The organism is Mycobacterium sp. DBP42 (assembly GCF_005924235.1).
GTDB lineage: Bacteria > Actinomycetota > Actinomycetes > Mycobacteriales > Mycobacteriaceae > Mycobacterium > Mycobacterium syngnathidarum.
The window spans coordinates 1-13,270 of record NZ_VCMY01000046.1 but is presented as its reverse complement, the minus strand read 5'-3'; the positions used below and the strand labels follow the sequence as shown (position 1 = coordinate 13,270).

11 protein-coding genes and 1 tRNA gene are annotated in these 13,270 nt (G+C 66.3%); 6 read left to right on the top strand and 6 right to left on the bottom strand.

What is annotated here, in order from left to right; all coding sequences use genetic code 11:
• Window positions 1-24 precede the first annotated feature (24 nt).
• From efeU to efeB, 3 genes are read left to right on the top strand one after another with little or no spacing between them, the layout of a single operon-like run.
• Window positions 25-981, top strand: a complete 957-nt coding sequence (efeU, locus tag E0T84_RS27025; RefSeq protein WP_249383756.1) for an iron uptake transporter permease EfeU — start codon at window positions 25-27, stop codon at window positions 979-981.
• Window positions 978-2,153 carry an iron uptake system protein EfeO gene (gene efeO, locus E0T84_RS27020; protein WP_138746038.1) on the top strand — a complete coding sequence of 392 codons (1,176 nt, stop codon included), beginning with the start codon at window positions 978-980 and terminating at the stop codon, window positions 2,151-2,153. The genes efeU and efeO overlap by 4 nt, the downstream gene beginning before the upstream one ends.
• Window positions 2,134-3,453 carry an iron uptake transporter deferrochelatase/peroxidase subunit gene (gene efeB / locus E0T84_RS27015; protein ID WP_070184814.1) on the top strand — a complete coding sequence of 440 codons (1,320 nt, stop codon included), beginning with the start codon at window positions 2,134-2,136 and terminating at the stop codon, window positions 3,451-3,453. Before efeO ends, efeB begins: the two co-directional genes overlap by 20 nt.
• A gap of 193 nt (window positions 3,454-3,646) precedes the next feature.
• On the opposite strand, the gene E0T84_RS27010 is transcribed toward efeB, so the two are convergent.
• The 3 genes from E0T84_RS27010 to mfd form a co-directional block, all read right to left on the bottom strand.
• Window positions 3,647-4,696, bottom strand: a complete 1,050-nt coding sequence (locus E0T84_RS27010) for a nucleoside triphosphate pyrophosphohydrolase (RefSeq protein WP_138746037.1) — start codon at window positions 4,694-4,696, stop codon at window positions 3,647-3,649.
• Window positions 4,697-4,878: 182 nt separating this feature from the next.
• Complete coding sequence (locus tag E0T84_RS27005) at window positions 4,879-5,487, bottom strand: hypothetical protein (RefSeq protein WP_138746036.1); 609 nt, start codon at window positions 5,485-5,487, stop codon at window positions 4,879-4,881.
• 250 nt (window positions 5,488-5,737) lie between these two features.
• The gene (gene mfd, locus E0T84_RS27000; RefSeq protein WP_138746035.1) at window positions 5,738-9,370 is read right to left on the bottom strand and encodes a transcription-repair coupling factor; all 3,633 of its coding nucleotides are present in this window, start codon (window positions 9,368-9,370) and stop codon (window positions 5,738-5,740) included.
• Between the two features lie 68 nt (window positions 9,371-9,438).
• Here mfd and E0T84_RS26995 point away from each other — a divergent pair, with 68 nt between their 5' ends.
• Window positions 9,439-10,005, top strand: coding sequence for a hypothetical protein (locus E0T84_RS26995; protein WP_138746034.1), 567 nt, complete (start codon window positions 9,439-9,441; stop codon window positions 10,003-10,005).
• Between the two features lie 5 nt (window positions 10,006-10,010).
• On the opposite strand, the gene E0T84_RS26990 is transcribed toward E0T84_RS26995, so the two are convergent.
• The 3 genes from E0T84_RS26990 to E0T84_RS26980 all read right to left on the bottom strand — a co-directional run bounded on the left by E0T84_RS26990 (window position 10,011) and on the right by E0T84_RS26980 (window position 11,458).
• Complete coding sequence (locus tag E0T84_RS26990; RefSeq protein ID WP_138746033.1) at window positions 10,011-10,334, bottom strand: metalloregulator ArsR/SmtB family transcription factor; 324 nt, start codon at window positions 10,332-10,334, stop codon at window positions 10,011-10,013.
• Window positions 10,327-10,776, bottom strand: coding sequence for an SRPBCC domain-containing protein (locus E0T84_RS26985; RefSeq protein ID WP_138746032.1), 450 nt, complete (start codon window positions 10,774-10,776; stop codon window positions 10,327-10,329). Before E0T84_RS26985 ends, E0T84_RS26990 begins: the two co-directional genes overlap by 8 nt.
• Before the next feature lie 88 nt (window positions 10,777-10,864).
• On the bottom strand, window positions 10,865-11,458 hold the full coding sequence (locus E0T84_RS26980; protein WP_003884985.1) for a TetR/AcrR family transcriptional regulator: 594 nt from the start codon (window positions 11,456-11,458) through the stop codon (window positions 10,865-10,867).
• 85 nt (window positions 11,459-11,543) lie between these two features.
• Here E0T84_RS26980 and E0T84_RS26975 point away from each other — a divergent pair.
• Both E0T84_RS26975 and glmU read left to right on the top strand, forming a co-directional pair.
• Window positions 11,544-11,615, top strand: a tRNA-Gln gene (locus E0T84_RS26975).
• Between the two features lie 48 nt (window positions 11,616-11,663).
• A complete protein-coding gene (glmU, locus tag E0T84_RS26970) occupies window positions 11,664-13,121 on the top strand; it encodes a bifunctional UDP-N-acetylglucosamine diphosphorylase/glucosamine-1-phosphate N-acetyltransferase GlmU (RefSeq protein WP_138746031.1) in 1,458 nt (485 codons plus the stop codon).
• Window positions 13,122-13,270: the final 149 nt, after the last annotated feature.

Sequence of the window (13,270 nt, the reverse complement as noted above, 5' to 3'; positions counted from 1 at the left end):
TCACCCCGGACGAACGAGGACGCATTGACGACTGCCATCTCGGACGTTCCGACCAGCACACTGGCCGCGTCCAACGTCACATCGCAGGTGTTCGGCAGTGGCCTGATCGGTTTGCGGGAAGGCCTCGAAGCCGCCATCGTGGTGTCGATCCTGGTCGCATTTCTGGTCAAATCCGAACGCCGCGACGCGCTCAAATGGGTGTGGCTGGGAGTGGGCGCCGCCATCGCCATGACCGTCACCGTCTTCCTGGTGATCCAGTTCGGTGAGAACACCATCAGCGGACTCGGCGCGGAGGCCATCGCCGGTATCGCCTCACTGATCGCCGTCGTCATCGTCACCACCATGGTGCTGTGGATGAAAAAGGCGTCCGCGTCGCTGTCCGGCCAATTGCGCGGCGAGATGTCGCAGGCACTGCAGACCGGCGGCCTTGCGGTGGCTCTGTTGGCGTTCCTGGCCGTGGGCCGTGAAGGTGTCGAGACCGCGCTGTTCATGGTCGGCTACGCCGAGGCCGAGACCCTCTGGCCGCTGACCGGCCTGATCATCGGGGTGCTGATCGCCGCGGCCATCGCCTATGGCATGTACGCAGGCGCGGTCCGGATCAACCTGGGCAAGTTCTTCAAGTACACCGGCATCTTCCTGATCGTGGTGGCTGCCGGCATCCTCGCCTACGGCATCAAGGCGCTGCAGACGGTGGGCTGGATCCCGGGGTTGAGTGCCAAAGCCTTCGACATGAGCGGCGCGTTCGACTGGTCGGCCTGGTACGGCGAGATCATCCAGGGCGTCTTCAACATCGACCCGACGCCGACCGTGCTGCAGTTCAGTGCGTGGCTGGCCTACATCGTCGTGGTGTTGGCGCTGTTCCTGAAGCCGTTGCGGGCCGCGGACGGCGCGGCGGCCAGTGCTGCGACTTCCTCCGAGACTTCCTCCGAGCCGACCGTCGAGTCGGAGAACTCCACCACATCCGAAAGGTCGACCAAGTGAAGCTGACTCCTGCCGTCAAGACCGGATTCGCCGCCACCGCCGCGGTACTGGCCGGCATCTCGATGACTGCCTGCCAGGCCAAAGAGAGCAACGGCGGCAACGCGAGCGGCGACGGCAGCAGCAAGGCCCCCGCGATCACCGTCGACGCCTCCGACACCGAGTGCAAGCTGTCCGGCACCACCGCGACGACCGGGCCCAGCACCTTCGAGGTCACCAACAACGGCAACAAGGTCACCGAGTTCTACGTCTACGGCGAGGGTGAGCGGGTCATGGGCGAGGTGGAGAACATCTCCCCCGGGCTCAAACGCCAGTTGATCGTCCAGCTCACCCAACCGGGCACCTACCGGACCTCGTGCCGCCCAGGCATGGTCGGTGAAGGCATCCGCGGCGATTTCGTGGTGACCGGCGAGGCCGTGCAGGTCGACACCGAGGGCAAGTTCAAAGAAGCTGCCGACAGCTACAAGCGGTACGTGCTCAGCCAGGTCGACGCGCTGGTCCCGTCCACCGAGGCGTTCGTCGCGGCCGTCAAAGCGAAGGACGTCGCGAAGGCCAAGTCGCTGTATCCGACCACGCGCACCTACTACGAGCGCATCGAGCCGGTGGCGGAGGCTTTCCCCAACGATCTCGATCCGCGGATCGACCTTCGCGAGGCGGACCTGGAGGAAGGCCAGAAGTGGACAGGGTTCCACGCCCTGGAAAAGCAGCTGTGGGTGACCGGTCTGCAGCCCGACGCCAACGCACTGGCCGATCAGTTGCTGGCCGACGTCAAAGAACTCGAGTCCGGGGTGAAGGCTCCGGACTGGACGATCGACTCCACCCAGATCGCCGGTGGCGCCCAGGGTCTGCTCGACGAGGTCGCAATGAGCAAGATCAGCGGTGAAGAGGACATCTTCAGCCACACCGACCTGTGGGACTTCAAGGCCAATGTCGAAGGTTCGCAGACCGCCGTCGCCTCGGTGCGGCCTATTCTCGACGAGCGCGACGCCGAGCTGGGCAAGCGCGTGGACACCCGCTTCGCCGATGTCGAGAAGTTGCTGGAAAAGTATCGTGACGGTGACGGCTTCATCTCCTACGACAAGGTGACCGAGCCGCAACGCCAGGAACTGTCACGCGCCATCGACGCGCTGAGCAAAGAAGTGAGCCAGGTGCAAGGTGTCATCGCCCAGCAGTGAGCAGCCGCTCGCTGCATCAGATCCCTCGTCGACGTCGGGTTTTTCGCGGCGCAAGCTGTTCGGTGCCGCCGGGGTCACCGCCGCGGTAGTCGGTGCGGCCGGCGCAGGTGCGCTGGCCGGCCGGGCTTCTGCGGCCAGCACCCCGCACGGTGCCCTGCAGGGGCCGGTTCCGTTTCGCGGTGACCGGCAGGCCGGCATCATCACCGAAGCGCAGGACCGCATGCATTTCTGCGCCTTCGACGTCACCACCGACAGCCGCGAGGACATCGTCGCCCTGCTCAAGCAGTGGACCGAGATGGCCGAGCGGATGACGCGTGGCGAGGAGACCGAGGACGGCGGCGCGGTGGACGGCAATCCGTATGCGCCCCCGTCGGATACCGGGGAGGCCCTGGGCCTGCCTGCCTCACAGCTCACCCTGACCATCGGGTTCGGGCCATCGTTCTTCGTCAAGGACGGCAAGGACCGCTTCGGCATCGCCGACAAGCAACCCGCCGAACTCAAGGATCTGCCGAAGTTCCCCAACGAGACCATGGATCCGGCTCGTTGCGGGGGCGACATCTGCGTGCAAGCGTGCGCCAACGACCCGCAAGTCGCGGTGCATGCCATCCGCAACCTGGCCCGCGTCGGGTTCGGCACCGTCGCGGTGCGCTACTCACAGCTGGGGTTCGGCCGCACCTCCTCGACCACGCGGGATCAGGCCACGCCGCGAAACCTGTTCGGGTTCAAGGACGGAACGAACAACCTCAAGGCGGACCAGACCGACCTGCTCGACAAGAACGTCTGGGTGGCCGAGGGTGATGGGCCGGCCTGGCTCACCGGTGGCAGCTACCTGATCACCCGGCGGATCCGGATGCGCATCGAAAACTGGGACCGCACCACACTTCTGGAGCAGGAGCGGGTGATCGGTCGACAGAAGGGCAGCGGCGCCCCCAACGGACTGCAGCAGGAGTTCGACGAGCTCAATTTCGAGATCACCGATGGCAAGGGCAATCCCAAGATCGATGTCGATGCGCATGTGCGGCTGGCCTCGGCAGAGCACCTGGGCGGCATCGAGATCCTGCGCCGCGGTTACAACTTCACCGACGGGACGGACGGGTTCGGGCACTTGGACGCGGGCCTGTTCTTCATCGCATTCGTGCGCAGCCCCGACAAGCAGTTCATCCCCATGCAACGGGAACTCGCCCGCAACGACGCCCTCAACGAGTACATCACCCACACCGGGACGGCCATTTTCGCGTGCCCGCCCGGGCTGCGTGACGGTGACGCCTCGGGGTACTGGGGTTCGACGCTGTTCGAGTGAGCTCTTGCTCAGCCGTTGGGGCCGAGCAGGATCGCCAGCGCGTAGCGCCGGCCGATGCCTCCGCCGTGGCCGCCGAATTCGAATACCTTGACGCTCTCGCAGATGTGCCCCCACGTGGAGGGGCACATCTGTTAGGCGCCAACCACGTTCGTAGCGCTGTGGCGGAAAAAAGGGGGGCAGAATCGCCACTGCGTTACGCGCGTGAGTCCTCGTCGTCTGAGTCGTCATCTGAGTCGTCTTCGCCGCGGTCCGCGTCCTCAGGCCCAGGCCCAGGCCCAGGCCCAGGCCCGACAACCGCACCCGGCCAGTACGCGCGCCACTCGTCTTCGGTGATCGAGCCCAGCGGGGTCGAATCGAGTTCCTCGGGCACGTCCTCGCCGCGGCGACCGGCGGCCACGTCGGACTCCACGACCCGCACGGTGTCCATGAACTCCAAAACCGCGCTGCGTAAGTCATTCTCGGCATCTACATCCGCCGAGATCGCAACCGCCGTCAGCGTCGCAGGCACCAAATCGGCAGGCAACCCGGCTTGCGCCACTCGGGCCAGCACCTTCTGTGCGAGCGACAAAGCCGGCTGCCCGGTGGGAACATCGTCCATCGACGACCCGCGGGCCTTCACCTTCTGCTCCTGAGCCTTGCGCTGCTCCCATTGGGCCAGCTGCTCGTCGAGTGAAATCGACTCGCCGGCAAGGACTGCAGGCACACGGTTACCGAGCTTGCGGACCAGCGAATCGGCAACGTCATCGATGTTGAACGGATGAACGGGCGCATCTTCGGCGATGCGCGCATGGAACAGCACCTGCAGCAGCACGTCGCCGAGTTCTTCGCGCAATTCGTCAGCGTTACCGCCACGCACCGCGTCGAACAGTTCGTAGGTTTCCTCTAGGAGATAGCGACGCAACGAGTCATGGGTCTGCTCACTCTCCCAGGGGCCGTCGGTCCGCAGCTTGTCCATCATCGCCACGGCATCCACCAGCCGCTCCCCCGCTTGCGCCTGAGGAGCCGCGATCAAGCGGTCCCCGGCTGCCAACCGGGCCTTGACCGCCGGATGCTCCGGATCGGAAGAAAGGAGCACCGGCGCCGGGTTGTCTTCGTCATCGCCGTAGATGGGCCGCGCCGCGGGCAAAGTCCACGGCACCTTGATCGGCATTTCCTCGGTGTACTGCACATCACCGGTCAGGAATTCGATCGCTTCCACCGGAACGAGAGAGGGTCGGCGCGGATCGACCAATACCACGGTCATCGGGCTCCACCCCCTCACCACTTCGACGAGATTTGCTGATCTCGGTTATACCAACACTGTGCCGGACTGCGACGCTCCTGGTGAAAGCGGCCAACGCCGTGTTTCGCCGACCTCGGGCAGACCCCGCACGGGATGGCCGCCCTGCCCGAAGGCAAGGCGGCCATCATGTCACAGACCGTGGTTTATGACTGCGGCGGGAACTCGCCCTCCGGGACCACCCAGTGGCCGGGAGTTTCGTTGTAGAACGGGTTTACCAGCCCGTTCACCGTCGGCTGGGTCTTCAGCTGACCAGGCGGAATTCCGTAGAACGGATTCGCAACGCCGTTGATGGTCGGTGAATTCATCAACTGTCCGGGCGCGATATTTCCGTTCGGCTGCTGGAAGAAATTGTCTACCTCAGGGAACCGCACGGTGGGCACATTCACATCAGGAACGTTGACACTGGGCACATTCACGTCCGGCACGTTCACGCTCGGAACATTCACATCAGGAACATTCACACTGGGCACATTCACGTCCGGCACGTTCACGCTGGGCACGTTCACATCCGGTGCATTCACGCTGGGCACGTTCACATCCGGTGCATTGACGCTCGGCACATTCACATCCGGTGCATTCACACCCGGCACATTCACATCAGGAACGTTCACACCCGGCACCACCGGGCCGGGGACCGGCGGCGGTTGGGGCACGCCCGGATCACCGTGCGCCAGGCCCGTACCCAGGCCAAATGCACCCAGACCCAGTGCGCCGGCCATTGAGGTGGTTACTGCGAACTTCTTGAAGTCCATGATCACTCCTTTCGCCTTGCGTCATCGCGACCGATCCACCAACCGTGGCGATCGCGTGATGTTCGGTTTGGGAAATTGCGTGACCGCCGTATGCCCGACGACCCGTCGCCGCTCCTTCGGACGACAGTGCAATACCTTGACCCCCGACATGTATGTCGGGTCCCCGCGCCACCGCGTTAACGGCGCTTTCGAGATTCGACCGGCACATGCCGGCAAAAAGGTGCACCTACCAGGCAATAGGCCGCAGAATTTATTCTGCGGAATCCAGTCCAGCGGTGATATCGACAGCGCTTTGCGTTTGCCCGTTGAGCACCAGGACCAATCCGGCCACCCACTGCACCAATTCAAGATCGCGAATACGTGGTGCCCCGACACCGTCACCGGCGCGCGGCAGCGGCACCTGCACGGTTGACGTCGTCGCTCGATAGTGCCCGCCCGGGTACATCCGCTTGAGCCTGAGCTGGGCGGAGTCCGGCAGAACCATGGGCGACAGCTTCACCGTGGATGCCGACACCGCACCGATCTCGGTGATGCCGTACTCGCGGCACAACAGCCGCAGCCTGGCCACCGCGACAAGGCGCTGCGCTTCGACGGGCAACGGACCGTAACGGTCGACGAGCTCGTCCACGACGGCCCGCACCGCGTCCTCGTCCGTGGCCGCCGCCAGCCGCCGGTACCCCTCCAGCCGCAACCGATCACTTCCGATGTACTCCGGCGGCAGATGTGCGTCGACCGGGAGATCGACGCGCACTTCCTTCGTTTCCTCCGGCGTGGCAACGGTTTTCCCGTCGGCCGCGGCCCGGTAGGCCTCCACGGCCTCACCGACCAGCCGCACGTAGAGGTCGAAACCCACACCGGCGACATGCCCGGACTGCTCGACACCCAGCACGTTGCCCGCGCCGCGGATCTCCAGGTCTTTCATGGCCACGGCCATACCCGCACCCAGCTCGTTGTTCTGCGCGATCGTGGCCAACCGGTCGTATGCGGTCTCGGTCAGCGGCGAATTGGGCGGGTACAGGAAGTAGGCGTAACCACGCTCACGGCTACGGCCGACGCGGCCACGCAGCTGATGCAACTGGGACAGGCCGAAGGTGTCGGCCCGCTCGACGATCAGCGTGTTCGCGTTGGAGATGTCCAGCCCGGTCTCGACGATCGTGGTGCAGACCAGGATGTCGTATTCGCGGTTCCAGAAGCCCTCGACCGTCTTCTCCAGCGTCTCCTCGTTCATTTGCCCGTGGGCGACGACGACCCGGGCCTCGGGCACCAGCTGGCGGATCCGTGCCGCGGCCTGATCGATCGTGCGCACCCGGTTGTGGATGTAGAACGCCTGCCCGTCGCGCAGCAGTTCACGGCGCAGGGCCGCGGCCACCTGCTTGTCGTCCTGCGGGCCGACGTAGGTCAGCACCGGGTAGCGCTCCTCGGGCGGGGTGAGAATCGTCGACATCTCTCGAATGCCGGCCAGGCTCATCTCCAAGGTGCGCGGGATCGGGGTGGCGCTCATGGTGAGGACGTCGACGTGGGTGCGCATCGACTTGATGTGTTCTTTGTGCTCGACGCCGAACCGCTGTTCCTCGTCAACGATGATGAGGCCCAGGTCTTTCCACGTCACACCGGTCTGCAACAAGCGGTGGGTTCCGATCACGACGTCGACCGATCCGTCGGCCATCCCTTCCATCGTGGCCCGCGACTCGGCGGGATCGGTGAACCGCGACAACCCCTTGACGGTCACCGGAAAACCCGCCATCCGGTTGGTGAAGGTCTGCAAATGCTGATCGGCCAGCAGCGTCGTCGGCACCAACACCGCGACCTGCTTGCCGTCCTGCACGGCCTTGAACGCTGCCCGCACCGCGATCTCGGTCTTGCCGTAGCCCACATCGCCGCAGATCACCCGATCCATCGGAACCGGCTTCTCCATATCCGATTTGACCTCGGTGATCGCGGTCATCTGGTCCATGGTCTCGGTGAAGCCGAACGCGTCCTCCATCTCGTTCTGCCATGGAGTGTCGGGGCCGAACGCGTGCCCTGGCGCAGATTGCCGCTTGGCGTACAGCGCCACCAGTTCACTGGCGATCTCACGAACAGCCTTGCGAGCCTTGGTTTTCGTGTTGGCCCAGTCACTTCCGCCGAGCTTCGACAACGACGGCGCCTCGCCGCCGACGTACCGCGACAGCTGATCCAGCGAATCCATCGGCACATACAGCCGGTCTGATCCGCCACCACGCTTGGACGACGCGTATTCCAGCACCAGGTACTCGCGGCGAGCTCCGCCGACGACGCGCTCGGTCATCTCGACGAACTTGCCGATGCCGTGTTGATCGTGCACGACCAGGTCACCGGCGGTCAACGCCAGCGGGTCGACGACGTTACGGCGTTTGGCCGCAAGCTTTTTACCCTCCGATGCCGTCACCCGGTTACCGGTCAGGTCGGTCTCGGTGATGATGACGAGGTTGGCCCCGGACAGGATCACACCGTCGTGCAGCGGCCCCCTGAGAACCCCGACCACCCCGGCCTTGGGCGCCGCACCGGGCTCCAACATCCCTGCGGGAGTATCGGATTCACCGAGCTGTTCCACGACCCGGTGCGCGGTACCGGTACCCGGGGTGACCACGGCGGCGTACCCGCCGGTGGCCACGTGGGCGCGAAGCATCGCGAAGATCTCTTCGAGGCTCTGCTGACTGCGGGCCGAAGGTGACGGCCGCAGATCGAGTTCGGTGGCCTTGCCGTCGGGCAATTGGCTCAGCGTCCACCACGGGTGCCCCCCGGCGACGGCGTCCTCACGTGCCTGGTCGAAGGGCACAAAGCCCGACGCGCCGAGCGCCTCGATGTCGATAGGTGCGTCACCGCCGACCGCAGCCGTCGACCACGAGGCCTCCAGGAACTCCTGACCGGTCTTGATCAGGTCCGCTGCCCGGGTCCGCACCTTCTCCGGGTCACACAGCAGCACCGGCGCACCCTCGGGCAGGTGGTGGGTCAGCGTCGTCGGCTGTACCGGGTGCAGTAGCGGCAGCAGCGCCTCCATCCCGTCGACGGGGATACCCTCGGCGAGCTTGGCCAGCATGTCGGGCACGCTGCCCGGGACGCTGTTCTCGTGGGTGGGGTGTTCTTGCGAAAGCACCGCGGCCCGCTCCCGCACATCGGCGGTCATCAGCAATTCGCGGCACGGCACGGCGACCACGTGCTGCACCGGGATCTCGGGAATCGAGCGCTGGTCGGCGATCGAGAACATCCGCATCTCGGAGATCTCGTCACCCCAGAACTCGACGCGCACCGGGTGCTCGGCGGTGGGCGGGAACACGTCGAGGATGCCGCCGCGCACAGCGAACTCGCCACGTTTGCCCACCATGTCGACGCGGGTGTAGGCCAGGTCGACCAACCGCGCGATGATCGCCTCGAACTCGGCCTCGGCGCCGACGGCAAGAGTGACCGGCTCGGTGCTCACGACGTCGGGGGCCATCGGCTGCAGCAGGGACCGCGTGGTGGTGACCACCACCCGCAGCGGCGGGCCCAACGTCTCATCGTCAGGGTGAGCCAGCCTGCGCAGCAGCAACAATCGGGCGCCGACGGTTTCCACGCCCGGGGACAGCCGCTCGTGCGGCAGTGTCTCCCAGGATGGGAACAGGGCGACGGCATCGCCGATCACACCGCGCAGTTCGGCGGTCAGATCGTCGGCCTCGCGACCCGTGGCGGCAACCACCAGTAGCGGGCCCTGCTGGGCCAGGCCGGCAGCCACCAGCACGCGGGCGCTGGCCGGCCCGACGAGTGCCAGATCGGCGGGCCGGTCGGCGGCACGGCGAAGGACGTCCTGCAGGGACGGATCGGTCAATGCCAGCTCAACGAGACCCGCAATCGGGGTCTGGACATGGTTGTGCCCCGGTGCGGTCATGATGCGCGCCATTCTACGGGGCCTTGGATTCGGCTCCACCGCGATCTGTCCGGGGCGATCATGGAGCGATGAAGCGGTGGGCGGCAGCGCTCGTTGTGGTGCTGACGGCGGTGTTCGCGGTGATCTGGCTCACCCGGGAGAAACCGGAGTCCGCGCACGAGCCGGTGCCGACGCACCTCGGCCCCGACGGCGTACCCGACTTCGCCGCCTACCCCGCCGTCGATCCGGCGCAGTATGTCCTGCGCGAGGGCCAGGGGTTTCCGGTGCAAGGCTTCCGCACGCCCGACGGCTTCGTCTGCATGGCCACCCAGCACCGAGCGATGTACGCACTGGACTGCCGCGGGCCGTTCGTCGGCGCCCCCGACGGCGCGAACCTCGCGCACCTGTTCAGCTACGGCACCACCAACGGCGCGATTCCGATGAGCTTCACCCGCACCGAGGTACCTCTCAGCCCGGTCGACGGACTCACCGAGGACGAGGCGCCGATGCTGCCCGCCGGGAAACGCTTCGACATCGGCAACGCCACCTGTATCCACACCGACGACGTTCTGTTGGCTTGCCGGATGGCCGATCCGCAGAAGGGCAACGGCTTCATCGCCACCCGGACGGAGACGAGGTCGTTCGGCAGGAGCTGAGCCCGTCAGCCGTCCCGCTCGACAGCGTCCTTGATCCGCGCGAGCCGGCGTTCCCAGCCCGCCGCGATCCCGTCGAGCCGACGCGCCACCTCGCTGAGCCGAGCCCCCACCGCCTCGTACTTGACCTCACGCCCCACCCGGGTGGCCGCCACCAGGCCCACATCGGTGAGCACTTTCAGGTGTTTGGCGATGGCCTGACGGGTGATCGGGAGCTCGTCGGCCAGCGCCGACGCCGAGGCAGGCCGACGCCCGAGGGCGACGAGCACCTGCCAGCGGCTGTCGTCGGCAAGTGCTGCGAAAACCTGTACCGGCGAGGCACTTTCAGGCATCGGCGGCGGCTCCCACCAGATACTTCTGGGCGAGGCCGAGCTCGAGCGGCCAGCCGCCACTGTGATCGTCGAACCGGGAGCGACGGTCGGCCTCCGGCTCGTCGAGCGAGGCGAATCCGCTCTCGACGACCCGCAGCACCACGCCGGATGGTGCTGGGGTGATCCAGAATTCGACGAGGGTGGACGAGCTGTCGAGATCGTCGGCGTCGATGTGCCACCGGAAGGCCACATAGCGCGCCTCGTCGACCGCGACGGTCCGCAACGCGAACCGCCCATGCGTGGGGTCCGTGACGATCGCGACGTCGCCGTCACGCTCGATGCGGTGTTCGGTGATCTGCTCATCGTTGATGTACCAGCCAGGTTCGCTCACCAGGTCCCAGACGCGTTGCGCCGGTGCGTCGATGGTGATCTCGCGCTCGATGCGGTCGAAGTCGGTGGTCATATCGGGTTCCTCTCTGGCCGGATTGCTGCAACCCAAGGGTTGCACATGTGGCCCTGTTGCTGCAACCCTAAGGTTGCAGTTTGCTGACCTACTCCTCGTGCAGGATCGGGTCCGACTCCAGATGGGTCAGCCCGTTCCAGGCCAGGTTGACCACGTGCGCCGCCACCACCTCTTTCTTGGGTTCACGCACGTCAAGCCACCACTGCGCGGTCATCGACACCGACCCGACCAGGGCCTGGGCGTAGAGCGGCGCGAGATCCGGATCGAGCCCGCGGCGGGAGAAATCACCGGCAAGGATCGACGACACCTGGTTGACCGCGTCGTTGAGCAACGTCGCGTAGGTCCCCGAGGTGATGGCCGCCGGGGAGTCGCGGATCAGGATGCGGAAGCCGTCGGTGTGCTCTTCGACGTAGGTCAGCAGCGCCAGTGCCACCCGCTCGACCCGTACCCGGGACCGGTTGTTGGTCAGCGAGGATGTGATCCCGTCCAGCAGGGCCGACATCTCCCGGTCGACGACGACCGCGTACAGGCCTTCCTTGCCGCCGAAGTGCTCGTAGACCACGGGTTTCGAGACATTGGCACGCTGGGCGATCTCCTCGATCGAGGTGCCCTCGTAGCCCCGCTCGGCGAACAGCGACTTGGCGATCTCGATGAGCTGTTGTCGCCGTTCGTTGCCGGTCATCCGGGCCCGAGGGGCCCGCACTTCCTTCTCGGGTGCTGCCACGCATATCAGGCTAGACCGTTCGACTAGAGTCTCTCCCGGACATTCCGTCGTGGTGTAATCGGCAGCACCTCTGATTTTGGTTCAGATAGTTCAGGTTCGAGTCCTGGCGACGGAGCTCAGGCGTGCCAATCGGCCCAGGCAGCACGCAGCAGAGAGGGGAACAGTGTCTTCCACCGAGGCCGCAGTCGTCGTACTGGCAGCAGGTGCCGGCACCCGAATGCGCTCGGACACCCCCAAGGTGCTGCACACCCTTGCCGGCCGCAGCATGCTCAGCCACGCGGTCCACACCGTCGCCAACGCGGCCGCCCAGCATCTGGTGGTGGTTCTCGGACATGACCGCGAGCGCATCGCCCCCGCGGTCGGCGAGTTGGCCGACAAGCTGGGCCGCGCCATCGACGTCGCGATCCAGGACCAGCAACTGGGCACCGGCCACGCCGTGGCCTGCGGCCTGAGTGCGCTGCCCGACGAATTCGCCGGAACAGTCGTGGTGACCTCGGGCGACGTCCCGCTGCTCGACGCCGACACCCTGGCCGGCCTCATCGAAACCCACAGCGCCGCGACCGCCGCCGCCACGATCGTGACCACCACCGTGCCCGACCCCACGGGTTACGGACGCATCCTGCGCACCCAGGACAACGAGGTCATCGGCATCGTCGAGCAGGCCGACGCCACCGACTCGCAGCGGGCCATCCGCGAAGTCAACGCCGGGGTGTACGCCTTCGACATCGCCGACCTGCGCTCCGCGCTGAGCCGGTTGAGCTCGAACAACGCCCAGCAGGAGCTGTACCTCACCGACGTCATCGCGATCGTGCGGCAGGACGGCCGGACCGTGCGGGCCATGCACGTCGACGACAGTGCGCTGGTGGCCGGCGTCAACGACCGGGTACAACTGGCCGACCTCGGCGCCGAGCTCAACCGCCGCATCGTGGCCCGCCATCAACGCGCCGGCGTCACGATCGTCGACCCGGCCACCACCTGGATCGACGTCGACGTCACCATCGGCCGCGACACCGTCGTGCGTCCCGGCACCCAGCTGCTCGGCACCACCGAGATCGGCGCCGGCTGCGAGATCGGCCCGGACTCCACACTCACCGACGTCGAGGTGGGTGACGGCGCATCGGTGGTGCGCACGCACGGCCAGCTCGCCGTGATCGGCGCGGGCGCCACCGTCGGTCCGTTCACCTACCTGCGGCCGGGAACGATCCTCGGGTCCGAGGCCAAGCTCGGCGCCTTCGTCGAGACCAAGAACTCGACGATCGGCACGGGCACCAAGGTGCCGCACCTGACCTACGTCGGCGACGCCGACATCGGCGACCACAGCAACATCGGGGCCTCCAGCGTCTTCGTCAACTACGACGGCGAGAACAAGCACCGGACCACCATCGGGTCCCACGTGCGCACCGGCTCCGACACAATGTTCATTGCCCCGGTCACCGTCGGCGACGGCGCCTACACCGGGGCGGGCACCGTGCTGCGCGACGACGTCCCACCCGGCGCCCTGGCGGTCTCTGACAACGCGCAACGCACCATCGAAGGCTGGGTGCAGCGCAAGCGCCCGGGTTCGGCAGCTGCCGAGGCCGCGCGCAACGCCCGCGAGGGCCGGGCCGACGAGACCGACTGACCCCTTGTGCCGCGATTCTGCAACAGCCACCATGTGGCTGTAGATCGCGGCACTGACAACATTTCAAGATTTCAAGCCAGGTCAGGCCGCGAGGTCGAGCAGATCGAAGTCGCACCCCGGCCCACAGACCCGCCCGCCCACCTCGATCC